Source organism: Streptomyces typhae (assembly GCF_009755605.1).
Classification (GTDB): domain Bacteria; phylum Actinomycetota; class Actinomycetes; order Streptomycetales; family Streptomycetaceae; genus Streptomyces; species Streptomyces typhae.
Genome location: NZ_WPNZ01000007.1, coordinates 320,213 through 336,583 on the forward strand (window position 1 = coordinate 320,213; position 16,371 = coordinate 336,583).

A 16,371-nucleotide genomic window follows, 5' to 3' on the forward strand; every position below is an offset into this window, starting at 1 on the left:
ATGCGTCAACTGTCCGTAGAAATGGCTCAGATACGTCCGTCCGGGTCGGCAATCCTGCGGTGGTAGCCGAGCGGATGGAGTCAGTCATGGGAAACGCGGCAGCCGAGGGCGCCCGGGCCGCAGTACGCGAGGGGCCCGTGGACGCAGTCATGATGCGCCGGACCACGTCGCGTCTGCTGTCGCCGGGAGCGGAGGTGGTGACCGATCCCAAGGAACTGAACGATCTGACTCTCCTCCTGCGGGGGCACATCATGCTCCTGATCCCGGAGGTGGAGGCCGCCACCGCATGGTTCCCCGACGATGACGTACCGGCCACGTGCGCGCGGGCATGCCTGGGCGAAGCACGCATGAAACTCAACGTGGCACCTCCTGCGGGACCGGCCGCAGGGATCGCTCACTCGCAGAAGCTCGCCCGCGTACTGAACGCGCTCCTGGACCACCAGGAGAATCTCTCTGACGCGCCGCCACGCCGCTGGTCCCGGAAGGTGTCCTGAGTGGACAGGCAGGCGATCCATGTGGGCATGGTCGTGTACGACCGGAGCTACGAGATGCCCGCCCGCGTGACCGGGTTCGACGGATCCAGGGTCGCCCTGGTCCGCCCGGCGGGGCTCACCTGGTCGGTACCGCCGGGGGCGATCCGCCCGGCGACAGCGGCCGAGCGGCGGCAACTCCGCGCGCTTGCCGCCCTCCACAAGGTCAAGACCAGAGGGACCCACCGGGCCTCACCCCTTCCGAACTGACGCACCGTCAGGTTCAATGGAGCCATGATGGGACACGCAGGCATGGCGGCCACCGTCGTCCGATATCTCCGGTCCGTCGGGGCGCCGACCTCGGCGGGGCCGGAGGTCGAGGCGTTGCCGCCGCCCCATCTGCGGGCCGTCCGCGAGGACGAGCGGGCGCCGGTCGACGGGGCCGAGTTCCGCCGCGTACTGGGGCACTTCGCGACCGGCGTGACGGTCGTGACGGCACCGGCAGGGGACCCGGAACCCACAGGGAACCCAGGAACGGCAGGGGACCTGGTGCCCGCAGGGAACCTGGGAACCCGAGGGCACCCGGGACCCCCGGGTGCCGCCCCCGGCCCCGCAGGCTTCGCCTGCCAGTCCTTTTCCTCCCTCTCCCTCGACCCGCCCCTCATCTCCTTCATGGTCGCCAGGTCGTCCACCACCTGGCCCCGCATCGCCCGCGCCGGCGTCTTCTGCGTGAACGTCCTCGGTGCCGGCCAGGGCCCGCTGTGCCGCGCCTTCGCGGTCAGCGGGGCGGGCGGGGCGGACAAGTTCGCGGGGGTCGCGTACGACGTCGCGCCGGTCACCGGGTCGCCGCGGCTCGCGGGGGTGCCCGCCTGGATCGACTGCACCGTGCACGCCGTGCACACCGGCGGCGACCACCTCATCGTCGTGGGGCGCGTGGAAGCGCTCGGCGCCGAGGCCGGGGCCGCCGCGCCGCTGCTCTTCCACCGCGGCGCCTTCGGCGACTTCACGCCCCGCGCGTGACGCTCACGCCGCCGACGCCGCCACCTCCGGCACATTGCGCCGGATCACCAGCGCCATCAGCGCCGCCGCCGCGCACAGCGCCCCGGACGCGTACCAGACCACGTCGTACGACCCGAAGACGTCCCGCGCGACACCGCCGAGGAAGGCGACCACCGCCGCCCCCACCTGGTGCGAGGCGAGGACCCAGCCGAAGACGATGGCGCTGTCGGCACCGTAGTGCTCACGGCACAGGGCCAGCGTGGGCGGGACCGTCGCCACCCAGTCGAGGCCGTAGAAGACGATGAAGAAGATCATCGGGATGTGCACGGTCGGTGCCAGGAGCATCGGCAGGAAGAGCAGCGAGACGCCCCGCAGCGCGTAGTAGACCGCGAGCAGGCGGCGCGCCTCGAAGCGGTCAGTCAGCCAGCCGGACGCGATCGTGCCCACGACGTCGAAGACGCCGATGACGGCGAGCAGCGACGCAGCCGCGGTGATCTGCATGCCGTGGTCGTGCGCGGAGGGCACGAAGTGCGTGCGGATCAGGCCGTTAGTGGAGGCACCGCAGATTGCGAACGAGCCCGCGAGCAGCCAGAAAGGGCCCGTGCGCGCGGCGTCCAGGAGCACACGTACCGTCCTGCGCGCCGCGCCCCGCGCCGGTTCCGGCTTCGGTACGTACTCCCCGCCGTACGGGGCGAGTCCCACGTCCGCCGGATGGTCGCGCAGCAGCAGCCACACGAACGGGACCACGACCAGCGCCGCCAGCGCCACCGTCACCGACGCGGGCCGCCAGCCGTGCTCGTCCACGATCCACGCGCACAGCGGCAGGAACACCAGCTGCCCGGAGGCGCCTGCCGCCGTCAGGATGCCCGTGACCAGGCCGCGGCGCCGAACGAACCAGCGGTTGGTGACCGTCGCCGAGAAGGCGAGCGCCATCGATCCGGTGCCGAGGCCCACGAGCAGGCCCCAGTAGAGCATCAGCTGCCAGCTCGCCGTCATCCATACGCTGAGCAGGTCGCCGGCCGCGACCAGGCCGAGGGCGGCCACGACGACCTTGCGGATGCCGAAGCGGTCCATGAGCGCCGCGGCGAACGGCGCGGTCAGGCCGTACAGCGCCATGTCGATGGACACCGCGAAGCCGATCTCGCCCCGGGACCAGCCGAACTCGTCGTGCAGCGGGTCGATGAGCAGGCCCGGCAGCGAGTTGAAGGCGGCGCCGCCGATGATCGTCACGAAGGCGACAGCGGCGACGAACCAGGCCCGGTGCACGCGGCGGACGCGGCGGACGCGGACGGTTCGCCGGCCCTTGCGCCCTGGGCGCGGCGACCCGCTCGGCTCGACCGGCCCGGCCGTCTCGTCCCCCACTTCCGCCTGGAGTGTTCCCGGCGTCCGCGGCGACTGCGGCGGCTGCTGCGGCTGCTGCGGCTGCTGCGGCTGCGGCTGCGGCTGCGGCTGCGGATTCATTGTCTCGCTCACGTCAGACAGCTTCCGTGGCGCCGATCACCGCCGACGAGTGGCCCGAGGGACAGCCTTCGCTAGGATCGGGCCATGGATCGAGCCGTGCAGGAATCCCGTAAGGAACTCGGCAAGCAGCACCGGGTCGTCGTCCTCGCCCTCGACGGCGTCATCCCCTTCGAACTCGGCATCCCGCAGCGGATCTTCGGGCGGGCCAGGAACGCCGCGGGCCGGCCGCTGTACTCCGTCGTGACCTGCTCGGTCCGGCCGCCGGGGCCGGTCCGTACGGACGCCGACTTCGCGATCCTCACCGAGCACGGGCCGGAGGCGCTCGCCGCCGCGGACACCCTCGTCGTGCCCGCCTCCTACGAACTGGGGCCCGTGTACGAGGAGGGCCGCCTCACGGACGAGCTGGCGGCCGCCCTCGCCCACCTGCGGCCCGGCACCCGGCTCGTGTCCATCTGCACCGGCGGCTACGTCCTCGCGGCGGCCGGATATCTGGACGGGCGTCCCGCCACCACGCACTGGTCGTCGGCCGAACACTTCCAGCGGCTCTTCCCCGCGGTCGACGTGGACGCGGACGTGCTGTTCATCGACGACGGCGACGTGCTGACGTCGGCGGGGGTCGCCGCCGGCCTCGACCTGTGTCTGCATCTGGTACGCCGGGACCACGGCACGGCCGTCGCCAACGAGGTCGCCCGCCGCACCGTGGTGCCGCCCCACCGTGACGGCGGGCAGGCCCAGTACATCCGGCGGCCCGTGCCCGAACCGCAGGTCGCGACGACGACCACGGCGCGGGCGTGGGCGCTCGGGCGGCTGCACGAGCCGATCCAGCTGCGGGACATGGCCGAGCAGGAGGCGATGTCCGTGCGGACCTTCACCCGCCGGTTCCGCGAGGAGGCCGGGGTCAGCCCCGGGCAGTGGCTGACGCGGCAGCGGGTGGAGCGGGCCCGGCACCTCCTCGAATCCAGCGACCTGTCGGTCGACCAGGTCGCCCGGGACGCGGGCTTCGGCACCGCCCAGTCCATGCGCCAGCACCTGCAGACGGCCCTCGGGGTGACCCCCACCACCTACCGGCGGACGTTCCGCGCCGCGGACGCCGACCGATAATGATCCCGCAGCCGCGGTGACGTACGCCGCGGTGGACGGGGAGGATCCCGATGAGGACGCCGATGTACGCGATATCCCTCGGTGCCGACGGCGCGGAGCTGCGCCCGTTGGAGCCCTGGCAGGCCGACGAGTTCCTGGCCCACATCGACCGGGGGCGGGAGTTCATCGGGCAGCACAACGGGCTGCCCGACGTCGTCACCGACCTGGCGTCGAGCCGGGCCTACCTACAGGCCTACGCCGACAAGGCCGCCACCGACACCGGCCGGATCTGCGGCATCCACCTGGACGGCGCGCTCGTCGGCGCGGTCATCCTGCGCACCATGGACGTCGCCCAGGGCACCGCCGAGGCGGGCTGCTGGCTGGAGCCCGCCGCGGCCGGCAAGGGGCTCGTCACCCGGGCGTGCCGGGTCCTCATCGACTGGGCCGTCGAGGAACGCGGGATCCACCGCGTCGACTGGTGGGTCTCCTCCGGCAACGCGCCCAGCATCGCCGTGGCACGGCGGCTCGGCATGTCCCGCGAGGGCGTGCTGCGGGACAGCTACCTCTACCGGGGGCAGCGGCACGACCAGGAGATCTGGTCGGTCCTCGCCCCGGAGTGGCGCGCGGGGCGCTGAGCCCCGCAGACCAGCCCGTCCGGCGTTTGAGGACGAGCGCGCAGCGCGACTGGGCGTCCACCTCAACTCGGCCGTGCCACAGAGTTCGACGGAGCCGGAACATCCGGTGCCGTGGCCGGTGCCGGGGCCGGGCGGACCTCCGCCAGCGTGCCCACCAGCGTCAGGACCACCGTCATGGCCACCCCGGCCAGGATCGCCGTGGAGGGCGTGGTGACGCTGAGGAGGGCGCCCGCCAGGGAGCCGCTCGCCGCGTAACCGGCACCCACGGCCGCGTACATCACCGAGTAGCCCGCGGCGAGCGCGCTCGGGGGCAGGACCTCGCGGAGGGTCAGATGCCGGGTGAGCATCGCACCGGCCTGGAGGAAACCCGCGCAGACGAGGACCACCGCGAGCCATGGCGCCGTCGGCAGCACGGCGATCACGGCGAGGCAGCCGCAGACGCCGAGCATGCACACCAGGCTCTGTCTGCGCAGGCGCCCCGGCCAGGTCCGCAGCCCGTACACGAAGGAGCCGGCCGCGGAGCCGACCGCGAGTCCCGCGAGCAGCGGGCCCGACATGCCGACGGATATCTCCCGCTGCTCCAGGAGCGCGGGCAGGATCAGCTCGGCGAGGGCCAGGAGCGAGAGTCCTGCCGCACCCGTCACGTACACCGGCCAGGCGCGGGCCATGATGCGCAGCATCGACTCGCCTTCCCGGTCGGACTCGTCCGCCTTCCAGCCCGCGGGCAGCGTCCACAGGCCCGGCACGGACAGCGCCATCAGGACGGCGGCGAGGAGCAGCGGCAGGCCCGGCGCGACCCCGAGCGCGAGCCCCGCCACCGTCGCGGGGGCCGCCGCCCAGATCATGAAGACCAGGATCGACTCGGCGGACATCGCCTGCGCCACGGCCCGCTCCGGGACCATGCCGTTGAGCAGGGCACGCAGACCGCCGGGAGCGGCGGCGGGCGCGGCACCGGCGACGAACGCGCACACCGCGAGCACCGCGGCGGGCGCTCCGGGCAGCGCTCCGAGCGCCCCGAAGCCCACCGCGCCGGCGGCCAGGCCCGCGGCCAGCTGCGGCCTGGCCCGCTCGGCCCGCATCCGCATGCCGAGGAAGGGGGCGCCTGCGATCTCACCGATGACGTAGGCCGCGGCGAGCATCGCACCCAGTGTGTAACCCCCGTCCCGTTCGCGAACGAGGAAGACCAGGGCGAGGGGCGCCATGGCCACGGGCATCCGGGCGCCCACGGACACGGCCGCCCAGGCCAGGGTCTGCCGCGAGGCGATGTCGCGATAGCTCATGGGAACGACGGTAGGACACACCACTGACAACGCCCCAGGAGTTTTCTCAGAACACCAGCGCCCCCGCGAGCTTTCGCAGAACACCAGCGCCCCCCCGCGAGCCTTCTCAGAACACCAGCACCCCCCGCGCCACCTTCCCCGCCTCCGCGTCCGCCCGCGCCGCCGCGAACTCCTCCACCGGATACGTCCGCGTCACCAGTTCGTCGAGCAGCAGGCGCCCCGCCAGGTACAGGTCGGCGTACAGCGCGAAGTCCCGTTGCGGGCGGGCCGATCCGTAGCGGCAGCCGAGGATCGACTTGTCCAGGAACAGGGAGGAGACGAGGAACGACGCCTCGGCCTGCGCGGGTGGCACGCCGAGCAGGACGGCCTGGCCGTGCCGGTCGAGTACGTCGACGGCCTGCCGGATCAGCTCCACGCGGCCCACGCATTCGAAGGCGTGGTCCGCGCCGGTCGGCAGGATCTGTGGGACGGCGTCCGCCGTGGGAAGGAAGTGGGTGGCGCCGAACTGCCGGGCCATCGCCTCCTTGGCGGGGTCGCAGTCCACGGCCACGATCGTCGTGGCACCGGCGACGCGGGCGCCCTGGAGGACGTTCAGGCCGATGCCGCCCGTGCCGATGACGACGACGGAGTCGCCGTACGCGACCCGCGCGCGGTTGAGGACCGCGCCGACGCCGGTGACCACGCCGCAGCCGATGAGCGCCGCGGACGTCAGCGGGATCTCCTCGGGGATCCGCACGGCCTGGACGGCCTTGACGACGGTGCGTTCGGCGAACGCGGAGTTCGCGGCGAACTGGTGGAGCGGCTTCCCGGCCCGCGCGAAGGGCTGTTGCGGCCTGCCGATGGCCTTGCGGCACATCGTGGGGCGGCCCCGGCCGCACTCGGCGCAGGCCCCGCAGCTCGCGATGGTGGACAGGGCCACGTGGTCGCCGGGCGCGACGTGCGCGACGCCCGCTCCGACGGCCTCGACGACGCCCGCGCCCTCGTGGCCGAGCACCACGGGCCGCGGGAAGGGAATCGTCCCGTCGAGGACCGACAGGTCGCTGTGGCACAGGCCGGCCGCCGCGACGGCCACCAGGACCTCCCCGGGCCCCGGGTCCCGTACCTCCAGGTCGTCGACGACCTGGACGCGCTCCCCGTCGCACACCACGCCTCTCATGGGGTACCCCTCACCGGCCCCTTGGCCTCTTTCGGCAGGCCGAGCACCCGCTCGGCGATGATGTTCCGCTGGATCTCGTCGGAGCCGCCGTACACGGTGTCGGCACGGGAGAAGAGGAACAGGCGCTGCGCGGCGTCCAGTTCGTACGGGGCGTCGGCGCGCCAGTCCGTGGGGCCGACGGCGGCCGCCGTGCCGCGTACGGCAAGCGCCAGTTCCCCCAGGCGCTGGTGCCAGCCGCCCCACAGCAGCTTGGCCACGCTGGGCGCGCCCGCGTCGTCCCCCGGTCCGCCGGTGCTCCCCAGCGTGCGGAGCGCGTTCCAGCGCATGACGCGCAGCTCCGCCCACTGCCGCACCAGGCGGTCGCGGTACACCGGGTCGGCCGCGCCGTCGCCGCGCAGCGCCGCGCGCACGACGTCCTCCAACTCCCGCGCGAAACCGATCTGCTGGGCCAGCGTGGCCACCCCGCGCTCGAAGCCGAGCAGACCCATGGCGACCCGCCAGCCGTTGCCCGCGCCGCCCACCACGTGGTCGCCGCGCGCGCGGGCGCCGTCGAAGAAGACCTCGTTGAACTCGCTGGTCCCGGTGAGCTGCCTGATCGGGCGGACCTCCACGCGTCCGGGCTGGTCCATGGGCAGCAGGAGCAGGGAGAGCCCCTGGTGCCGGTGGGAGCCCGGCTCCGTGCGGGCGAGCACGAAGCACCAGTCCGCCTCGTGCGCGAGGGACGTCCAGATCTTCTGGCCGGTCACGCGGTACGTCCCGTCGCCGTCCCGAACGGCGGCGGTGCGCACGCCCGCCAGGTCGGACCCGGCGCCCGGTTCGCTGTAGCCCTGGCACCACAGGGCCTCCCCGCGCGCGATGGTCGGCAGGAACGTGTCCTGCTGCTGCTTGCTGCCGTACGCGAGGAGGGTGGGCGCCAGCAGGTTCTCGCCTACGTGCCCGCAGCGGCCCGGCGCGCGCACGCGCGCGTACTCCTCGGCCCACACGACCTGCTGCGTCAGGGAGGCCCGCCGCACCCCGTACCCACCTCTGCCGCCTCCGGTACCTTCGCCGCCGCACCCACCTCTGCCGCACCCGGTACCTTCGCCGCCGCCCCCGACCCCCCACCCGATCCCGATCCACCCACCCCGCCCCAGCTCCCGCTCCCAGGCCCGCCGCACGCCCCCGCGCTCGTGCTCGCTGCCGGGCCCGCCCCGCCCGGCCGCCGCCGCGAACTCCCCCACGAGGTGTTCCTCCAGCCAGCCCCGCGCCTCCCGCCGGAAGGCCTCGTCCGCGGCCCCGAATGCGAAGTCCACGGCGTGGCCTAGGCGTTGGGGCCGGGGGCGGGAGAGGTTCCGGACCCGGCGGCGGAAGCGGTTCCGGACCCGGGGGCGGGCCCAGGGCGCTTCCCGGGGGACGGCGGCGCCGCGTTGGGCCGCTCCTCGGCCCCGGCGGCCCGAGCCATCTCCTCCAGCCTGCCCAGCATCGGCATCGGGTCGGTGCCCACGGTCCCCGGCAGGAAGTCCGCGATCCTCCGGGGTGTCCAGCCGCCCTCCGCGTACCCGGCGCGCAGCTCGCGCGGCTGGGCCCAGACGGCGATCTTCGGGCCTGCGACGGTGTACACCTGGCCGGTGATCCTCTCCTGCCGGGCCCGGTCGCTGAGGAGGTAGACGACGAGGGCGGCGACGTCCTCGGGTTCGCCGATCTCCGTGAGTTCCATGGGGACGTTCGCGGACATCCGGGTGCGGGCGACGGGGGCGACGGCGTTGGCGGTGACCCCGTACTTGTGCAGGCCGAGCGCGGCGCTGCGGACCAGGGAGATGATGCCGCCCTTGGCGGCGCTGTAGTTGGCCTGGGCCACGGAGCCCTGGTGGTTGCCGCTGGTGAAGCCGACGAGGGTGCCGGAGCGCTGCTCGCGCATGACGGCGGACGCGGCCCTGAAGACGGTGAAGGTGCCCTTCAGATGGGTGGCGACGACGGGGTCCCACTCCTGCTCGGACATGTTGAACAGCATGCGCTCGCGCAGGATGCCCGCCACGCACACGACGCCGTCCACGCGCCCGTACTCGGCGAGGGCCACGTCGACGATCCGCTGTCCGCCCGCCATCGTGGAGACGTCGTCGGCGACGGCGACCGCCGTGCCGCCCGCCGACTCGATCTCCTTGACGACGGCGGCGGCGACCTCGCTCGTGGGCTCACCGCCCTCGATCGACACGCCGTAGTCGTTGACGACGACCTTCGCGCCCTCGGCCGCCGCGGCGAGGGCGACCGCCCGGCCGATGCCCCGCCCGGCGCCGGTCACGGCGATGACCTTGCCTGCCAAGAAGTTCCCCACACCGGCCCCTTCCCGCGGTTTCTGACGACCCGTTAGATTTTATGGCCCGCCGGACACGGGAAGACAAGCCCCGGGGAGCGTCCATGTCAGCGCCGAGCCCGCCGGACCCGCCCGCCGCGCCGTCCTTGCCGCCGCCGTACCCCGATCTCGCCGCGCGCGTGAACAACTGGGGGCGCTGGGGCGCCGACGACGAGATCGGCACCCTGAACCTGATCACCGACGCGGTGGTGCGCGCGGCCGCCGCGACGGTGCGGACGGGGCTGCGGGTACCGCTCGCGCTGCCGCTGCGCCAGGACGGCGTCCAGTCCGGCGCGATCCCGGGCCGGGTCAATCCGCTGCACACGATGGTGCAGATCAACCGACGACTCTTCGGCCCGGACTCCGTCGCCACCAGCGACGACACCGTGACGATGGGCCTACAGGCGGCCACTCACTGGGACGCCCTGCCGCACGCCTCGCACTCGGGCCTGCTCTACAACGGCCGCCCCGCCGACACGATCACCGCGCACGGGGGTGCCCGCTTCAGCTCCATCGCCACGGCCACCCATGTCGTCTCGCGCGGCGTCCTGCTCGACGTCGCCGCCGCCAAGGGCCTGCCGCGGCTGGCCACCGGCCACGCGGTGACGCCCGAAGACCTGGACGTGGCCGAGGAGTTCGGGCGCGTCACGGTCGGCGCGGGCGACATCGTCCTCGTACGGACGGGCCAGCTCCAGGTGTATCTGGCGGGCGACAGGGCGGCCTACGCGTATCCGTCGCCGGGTCTGTCGGTGCGGACGCCGGAGTGGTTCCACGCGCGGGACGTGGCGGCCGTCGCCAACGACACGCTCACCTTCGAGATCTGCCCGCCGGAGATCGAGAACCTGTGGCTGCCGGTGCACGCCCTCGACCTGGTCGAGATGGGCATGCCGCAGGGCCAGAACTGGAATCTGGAGGACTTGTCCACAGCCTGTGGAGAGACGGGTCGGTACGCCTTCCTGCTGTCGGCGACGCCCGAGCCCTTCCTGGGGGCGACGGGCTCTCCGGTGGCGCCGGTCGCGATTCTGTGACCCCGGCACCGGCCCACCGGGAGGGTCGGGTGGCGGCGCGTCCGCGCCCGCCCCGAGCGCTGTACGGCGCGCCGCCATCCGGCTCCGGCGCACGGGCCCCGCCCCCCTTGCCGCCCTGGAGGAGCACCACGCCGAATCACGAACCGCACCTCGCCGAGGGCCGGGCCACAGGCACCAGCGCCCCTCGGCGTCCCCTCGCGACGGATCGCTGCGACCAGCGTGATCAATTGGTCACGGTACGTCAACACCGAGTCGAGGATTTACGGGGTTTGCCGGATTTACCCGCGCCCGCGCACGGCCGCGCATCGAGGCACGGGACGGCGCATACGACGGCACGGCGGGCGGCTCGGGGGCGCGGGGCGCGCGTCGTGGGGCGCGGGGACACAGGAGGGCGTGGGAGCGGCCGGGGGTCCACACTGCTCCGCGGGGGAAGCCGGGGGCTCGCGCGGCCCCGTACGGGAAGCCGGGGTTTCGCACGGCTCCGCAGAGGAAACCGGGGGTCCGCACCGCTTCACACGGCTTCGTACGCGACGTCCTGGTGGTTCGTGCCCGCGAACTTCTGGCGGGGGGCGCCGGTGAAGTCCTGGTGGGTGGTGCCGGCGAACGTGTCGGCGGGGGTGGACGCGTCGCAGCGGTCGACCTCGCACCAGATGCTCTTGCCGCCGCCCTCGTGCCGCCAGCCCCAGCGGTCGGCGAGGCCGTCGACGAGTTCCAGGCCGCGGCCGTTGGTGTCGTCGCCGTCCGCGTGCCGGGGCCGGGGCGGGCGGGCGCTGCGGTCGGCGACCTCCACCCGGACGGTGCCGGGCTCGTCGGTACCGGGCTCGTCGGTGCCGGGCTCGTCGGCGGGCGGTCCGGGGAGCAGCATGCGCAGGACCGCCGGACAGCCCGTGTGCACCACGGCGTTGGTGACGAGTTCCGAGATCAGCAGGATCAGCGTCTCGGCCACCGGCTCGTCGGCAGCTATACCCGACCCGGCAAGCCGGGAACGGGCCCATCTGCGCGCCCGGCCCACCTCCGCGGGATCCGGCCCGACTTCCAGCTGAACATGAAGCACCTGCACCGCTCACACCATCCGAACCGGCGGACACATCGCCTCGTGGCTCCAGGGGATCACCGACCGTGATCCCCTTGGGAGACAGCATGGTTGACGTTCAGTCACCCCAACAAGCGCTTCGGGCATATTCCAGCGCGAAGGAGTACGCGTGCGGCATACTGTGCGACGCACACTGCGGGTGGTCGAACAGGCGGGCGCTCGGCCTCGTCCTGCGCGGCGAGAAACGCGCGTCACCAGGCACGGAGCCGCCTCGGGGGCAACACCGGCACGGCTCGGCCTCAGGACCACTCGCATCTCACACAAGGTACCGGAGCCGGGCACCGACTCCGCGTCGTGACGAGTCGCGCGTAGGACACAACCCGATATCGACGCTCAGTAGCCTTACCGGCTTTTCACCGGCACACAAGTCGATCATGTGGTGCTCACGGGGCGCAATCGGCGACGTCCTGTCGCCCCTCGGTCCGGGCGCCCTTCAGAGAGCCGCGGCAAGGTCTTCCTCCGCGCGCCGGGCACCGGCGCCGAGCCCGGCCCGTACCCAGGCCCGCTTGAGGTGCAGATGGACGTCCGACTCCCAGGTGAAGCCCATGCCGCCGTGCACCTGAAGGCAGTCGCGGGCGTTGCGCACGGCGGCGTCGTCGGCGAGCAGCCGGGCCCCCGCGGCCTCCAGGCGGTCCCCGGTGACGGCGGCGGCGTACACGGCGACCCGGGCCAGTTCCGCCCGGACCAGCATGTCGGCGCACAGGTGCTGCACGGCCTGGAAGCGGCCGACGGGCCCGCCGAACTGCTCCCGGGTGCGGGCGTATCGCACGGCTGTCTCACACGTACGCGTGGCGGAGCCGAGCTGTTCGGCGGCGCGCAGGAGAGAGGCGGTCGCACCGGGGCCCAGGGTGTCCGGGCCCTGCGCACCGGAGCCCAGGGGGGCCGGGCGCCGCGTCCCGGTGTCCGGTGCCTCCGGTACGCGGTGCAGCGGCGTCAGGGGATCCACGGACCGCACGGCGACGGCGCCGCCGGTGTCGCCTCGCACCACGTCGGCCCCCGCAAGCCAGGGCACGAGCGCCCCCTCGGCGGCGGTGACGACGGTCTCGCCCGCCGCGGCGCCCTCGATTTCACCGGCGGCGAGGAAGGTGGCGACGGCGGGCCCCGGGAGCAGCACCCGGCCCGCCTCCTCGAAGGCGAGCACGGCCTCGGGCAGGCCGAGGCCGACGCCGCCCGCGTCCTCGGGCAGGCACAGGGCGAAGAACCCGGCGTCGCCGAGGGCCCGCCACAGCTCCCGGTCCAGGGCGGGGGCTTCGACCGCGGCACGCAGCGCCTCCGGCCCGAACCGGGCCTCCAGGACCTCCCTGATGCCGTGCCGCAACGCCTGTTGGTCCTCGCTCGGCCGGAAGTCCACGCGTGGCTCACCGCCCCTTCGGCAGGCCGAGGACGCGCTCGGCGACGATGTTGCGCTGGATCTGCGAGGTGCCCGCGGCGATGGTGTACGACAGCGCCGACAGCCGCTCCAGGACCCAGGGGCGATCCAGGTCCAGGGCGTCGGGGCCGAGCACGTCGGCCGCCGCCTCGTACAGCTCCTGGCGGGCGTGCGAGTAGCGCAGCTTGAAGACGGAGCCGCCGGAGCCGGGCACGCCGCCGGTGCGCCGGGCCCCGGAGACGTTCCACTGGGTCAGCCGCCACAGGGCGGTGAACTCCGCGCTCAGCCGCCCGATGCGGCGGCGCAGCACCGCGTCGTCCCAGCTCCCGTTGGCGCGCGCCCGCGCGGCGAGTTCACCGAGCAGCCGCCGGCAGGCCACGACCTCCCCGACGAAGGCGGTGCCGCGCTCGAACGACAGCGTCACCATGGACACGCGCCACCCGTCGTCCTGCGCGCCCACCCTGTTGGCGACGGGCACCCGCACCTCGTCCAGGAACACCTCGGCGAACTCCGTGGTGCCCGCGAGGGTGCGCAGCGGCCGCACGGTGACGCCCGCGGCGTCCATCGGCAGGGCGAGCCAGGTGATGCCGCGGTGCTTGGGCACGTCGGCACTCACCGGTGTCGTGCGCACGAGCAGCTCGCACCAGTCGGCGACCTCGGCGTGCGAGGTCCAGATCTTGGCACCGCTCACCACGTAGCAGTCGCCGTCCCGGCACGCGCGCGTGCGCAAGGACGCGAGGTCGGACCCGGCGTCCGGTTCGCTGAAGCCCTGGCACCACACCTCGTCGCCGCGCAGCACGGGCGGCAGCCAGCGTGCGCGCTGCTCGGGGGTGCCCTCGGCGGCGATGGTGGGGCCCGCGTGCAGCAGACCGACGAAGTTGGCGCCCACGTAAGGGGCTCCTGCCTTCTCCGTCTCCTCCAGGAAGATCAGCCGGAGGGTCGGGGACGCGTCCCAGTGCACCTCGCCGTACCCGGCGTCGTACAGCGTCCGCTGCCACCCGGTGTCGTACGCCCGCCGCCCCGGCCAGTCGTCGGGCGCCGGCCGGTCGGGCAGTTCGGGCAGCACCCGGGCGAGCCAGTCCCGCAGCCCGGCCCTGAAGGCCTCCTCCTCGGGTGTGTACGTCAGGTCCATGAGGCAGGGCCCCCGTCTCCGGCACTACGTTTCTGACGGTACGTCAGCTCGAAGGCTAACCCCGCCCCTCTGGACCGGCAAGGAGTCGCGCCCTACGCTCTGCACCTAACTGACGGAACGTCAGAACCCGTTCGCGGAGCCGCCGAGGGGGACGCCGTGCACGACGACACCGCCCACGCCCTGAGCGCCTGTGCCACGCTCTGGGAACTCATCGAGCGCCGCGCCGCCCTCACCCCGGACGCCCCCGCCCTGATCCAGGCCACCGCCGACCCCGCCGCCGACCGGACGCTGACGTTCGGCGGGCTGCGGGACCGCTGCGAGCGGGTCGCTGCGGGCCTGTACGGCATGGGAGTGCGTCCCGGCACGGTCGTCGCGTGGCAACTCCCCACGCGCGTCGAGACGGCCGTCCTGTCCTTCGCCCTCGCCAGGATCGGCGCCGTCCAGTCCCCCCTGATCCCCTTCCACCGGGACCGCGAAGTCGGCTTCGCGCTCCGGGAGACCGAGGCCGAGTTCTTCGCCGTACCGGGCGTGTGGCGCGGCTTCGACCACACGGAGATGGCGCGGCGGCTCGGGGCGCGCGGCGTGTTCACCGCGTACGACGACCTGCCCGAAGGCGACCCGGGGCTGCTGCCCGCGCCGCCCTCCGACGGGCGGGCGGTGCGCTGGATCTACTGGACGTCCGGCACCACGTCGGACCCCAAGGGCGTGCTGCACACCGACCGCTCCCTGCTCGCGGGCGGCTCCTGCCTGGCGCACGCGCTGCGCCTCACCCCGGACGACGTGGGCTCGATGGCCTTCCCCTTCGCACATGTCGCGGGCCCCGACTACACGGTGATGCTGCTCCTGTGCGGCTTCCCCGCCGTCATGTTCGAGCACTTCGCGCTGCCCGACGCGCTGGCCGGATACCGGCGGCACGGAGTGACGGTCGCGGGCGGCTCGACGGCGTTCTACTCGATGTTCCTCACCGAGCAGCGCAAGCAGCCGGGGCGCAGGCTGCTCCCCACGCTCCGGCTGCTCGCGGGCGGCGGGGCGCCCAAGCCGCCCGAGATCCACCACGCCGTGGTCCGCGAGCTGGGCTGTCGCCTCGCCCACGGCTACGGCATGACCGAAGTACCGATGATCACGATGGGCGACCCCGACGACACCCCTGAGAACCTCGCCACCACGGAGGGCCGCCCGCCCGCCGGCATGGAGATCCGGATCACCGGCGCCGACGGCGGGGTGCTGCCCCCGGGCACGGACGGCGAGGTGCGGCTGCGCGGCGAGGCGGTCTGCCGGGGCTATCTGGACGAGGCCGCCACGCGCGCGGCGTTCGACGCGGACGGGTTCCTCGTCACCGGCGACCTCGGACACGTACGGGAGTCCGGGCACCTCGTGCTCACCGGCCGGGCCAAGGACACCATCATCCGCAAGGGCGAGAACGTCTCCGCCAAGGAGATCGAGGACCTGCTGCACACCCACCCGGCGGTCGCCGACGTGGCGGTGGTCGGGCTGCCCGACCCCGAGCGCGGGGAACGCGTCTGCGCGGTCGTCGAAGGCGCTCCCGGAGTCCCCGAGTTGACGCTCCCGGAGGCGTCGGCGTTCCTGCGGGCGCGGGGCCTCGCGGTGTACAAGGTGCCGGAGCAGGTGGAGGTGGTGGGCGCGCTGCCCCGCAACGAGGCCTTGCGGAAGGTTCTCAAGTACAAGTTGCGGGAGCAGTTCTCCGGGTGAGCGGTCCGCTGCTCCGTGCGAGCGGTCCCGCCACTCCGGGCGAGCGGACCCGCTACTCGGGGACGGTGAAGTACTCCGCGAAGGCCGTGACCACCTGGTCCTCCGTCACCGGGCCGAGCGCGGCGGCGGACTGCTCGGCGAGGTCGGACTCCACGCCCAGGGCCCGCAGGGCGCGCTGGACCTCCGCGGGGGTCACGGAGGCGTCGCCGTCGCCGTCCGCCAGGGCGATCACCGCGTGCAGGAACGGCCGGGCGATCTCCGCGAACCGCGCGGGGTTGTCGCGCAGCCGCTTCACGGCTCCGCCCACGAACTCGTCCCGGGTGATGCGCTGGTCGCCGTCCCGGTCGGCGATTCCCGCCATGCCCTGCCAGAACGCCTCGGCCCCGATGTACAGGGACTGGCCCTTCTCGGACCGTGCGGTCACCCCGAACTCCGCGAGCAGCACCTTGGCCGCCGTGCTGAAGTCCTCACGGGAGATGTAGCCGTTGCCGTCCTGGTCGAAGGTGGCGAAACGGGCCGCGATCCTGCGTTCGTACTCGGCACTGTCCATGGTCTTCGGGCCGCCTCACTTCTCATGCGGTTGGGGGGTCCGGCCGCCGCGACCGCCGCCGCGTGAGCCGTCCTACAGG

16 protein-coding genes are annotated in these 16,371 nt (G+C 73.6%); 7 read left to right on the plus strand and 9 right to left on the minus strand.

The genetic code is table 11. The features are described from left to right. The first annotated feature begins 86 nt into the window (after positions 1 to 86). Genes GPA10_RS15335 through GPA10_RS15345 form a run of 3 tightly spaced genes read left to right on the plus strand, consistent with a single transcriptional unit; the run spans position 87 to position 1,490 of the window. Positions 87 to 494, plus strand: coding sequence for a DUF6415 family natural product biosynthesis protein (locus tag GPA10_RS15335; RefSeq protein ID WP_157165963.1), 408 nt, complete (start codon positions 87 to 89; stop codon positions 492 to 494). Then, the gene (locus GPA10_RS15340) at positions 495 to 740 is read left to right on the plus strand and encodes a hypothetical protein (RefSeq protein WP_343040889.1); all 246 of its coding nucleotides are present in this window, start codon (positions 495 to 497) and stop codon (positions 738 to 740) included. Between the two features lie 24 nt (positions 741 to 764). Further along, a complete protein-coding gene (locus tag GPA10_RS15345) occupies positions 765 to 1,490 on the plus strand; it encodes a flavin reductase family protein (protein WP_246259105.1) in 726 nt (241 codons plus the stop codon). A 3-nt stretch (positions 1,491 to 1,493) separates the two neighbouring features. On the opposite strand, the gene GPA10_RS15350 is transcribed toward GPA10_RS15345, so the two are convergent. Continuing rightward, complete coding sequence (locus tag GPA10_RS15350; protein WP_343040890.1) at positions 1,494 to 2,942, minus strand: MFS transporter; 1,449 nt, start codon at positions 2,940 to 2,942, stop codon at positions 1,494 to 1,496. 72 nt (positions 2,943 to 3,014) lie between these two features. Between GPA10_RS15350 and GPA10_RS15355 the strand changes: the two genes are divergently transcribed. Continuing rightward, entirely contained in the window at positions 3,015 to 4,031 is a 1,017-nt protein-coding gene (locus tag GPA10_RS15355) for a GlxA family transcriptional regulator (RefSeq protein ID WP_157165964.1), read from the plus strand. A 62-nt stretch (positions 4,032 to 4,093) separates the two neighbouring features. Then, entirely contained in the window at positions 4,094 to 4,645 is a 552-nt protein-coding gene (locus GPA10_RS15360; RefSeq protein WP_157166066.1) for a GNAT family N-acetyltransferase, read from the plus strand. Between the two features lie 62 nt (positions 4,646 to 4,707). On the opposite strand, the gene GPA10_RS15365 is transcribed toward GPA10_RS15360, so the two are convergent. The 4 genes from GPA10_RS15365 to GPA10_RS15380 form a co-directional block, all read right to left on the minus strand. Then, complete coding sequence (locus tag GPA10_RS15365; protein ID WP_157165965.1) at positions 4,708 to 5,925, minus strand: MFS transporter; 1,218 nt, start codon at positions 5,923 to 5,925, stop codon at positions 4,708 to 4,710. A 106-nt stretch (positions 5,926 to 6,031) separates the two neighbouring features. Beyond that, positions 6,032 to 7,081 (minus strand): Zn-dependent alcohol dehydrogenase, encoded by a 1,050-nt coding sequence (locus tag GPA10_RS15370; RefSeq protein WP_157165966.1) that lies wholly within the window; start codon positions 7,079 to 7,081, stop codon positions 6,032 to 6,034. Beyond that, positions 7,078 to 8,373, minus strand: a complete 1,296-nt coding sequence (locus tag GPA10_RS15375; RefSeq protein WP_343040891.1) for an acyl-CoA dehydrogenase family protein — start codon at positions 8,371 to 8,373, stop codon at positions 7,078 to 7,080. Before GPA10_RS15375 ends, GPA10_RS15370 begins: the two co-directional genes overlap by 4 nt. Before the next feature lie 8 nt (positions 8,374 to 8,381). Further along, positions 8,382 to 9,392, minus strand: a complete 1,011-nt coding sequence (locus GPA10_RS15380) for an SDR family NAD(P)-dependent oxidoreductase (protein ID WP_343040892.1) — start codon at positions 9,390 to 9,392, stop codon at positions 8,382 to 8,384. A gap of 83 nt (positions 9,393 to 9,475) precedes the next feature. Here GPA10_RS15380 and GPA10_RS15385 point away from each other — a divergent pair, with 83 nt between their 5' ends. Next, the gene (locus GPA10_RS15385; RefSeq protein ID WP_157165967.1) at positions 9,476 to 10,438 is read left to right on the plus strand and encodes a cyclase family protein; all 963 of its coding nucleotides are present in this window, start codon (positions 9,476 to 9,478) and stop codon (positions 10,436 to 10,438) included. Between the two features lie 511 nt (positions 10,439 to 10,949). On the opposite strand, the gene GPA10_RS15390 is transcribed toward GPA10_RS15385, so the two are convergent. From GPA10_RS15390 to GPA10_RS15400, 3 genes are all read right to left on the minus strand, one after another. Then, entirely contained in the window at positions 10,950 to 11,498 is a 549-nt protein-coding gene (locus tag GPA10_RS15390) for an ATP-binding protein (protein WP_343040894.1), read from the minus strand. Positions 11,499 to 11,964: 466 nt separating this feature from the next. Next, positions 11,965 to 12,882, minus strand: a complete 918-nt coding sequence (locus GPA10_RS15395; RefSeq protein WP_343040895.1) for an acyl-CoA dehydrogenase family protein — start codon at positions 12,880 to 12,882, stop codon at positions 11,965 to 11,967. A gap of 7 nt (positions 12,883 to 12,889) precedes the next feature. Further along, positions 12,890 to 14,032 carry an acyl-CoA dehydrogenase family protein gene (locus GPA10_RS15400; RefSeq protein ID WP_157165968.1) on the minus strand — a complete coding sequence of 381 codons (1,143 nt, stop codon included), beginning with the start codon at positions 14,030 to 14,032 and terminating at the stop codon, positions 12,890 to 12,892. 156 nt (positions 14,033 to 14,188) lie between these two features. On the opposite strand from GPA10_RS15400, the gene GPA10_RS15405 reads away from it, so the two are divergent. Next, positions 14,189 to 15,742 carry a class I adenylate-forming enzyme family protein gene (locus tag GPA10_RS15405; protein WP_343040896.1) on the plus strand — a complete coding sequence of 518 codons (1,554 nt, stop codon included), beginning with the start codon at positions 14,189 to 14,191 and terminating at the stop codon, positions 15,740 to 15,742. 52 nt (positions 15,743 to 15,794) lie between these two features. Here GPA10_RS15405 and GPA10_RS15410 read toward each other — a convergent pair whose 3' ends face one another. Then, positions 15,795 to 16,292 carry an EF-hand domain-containing protein gene (locus tag GPA10_RS15410; protein WP_157165969.1) on the minus strand — a complete coding sequence of 166 codons (498 nt, stop codon included), beginning with the start codon at positions 16,290 to 16,292 and terminating at the stop codon, positions 15,795 to 15,797. Positions 16,293 to 16,371: the final 79 nt, after the last annotated feature.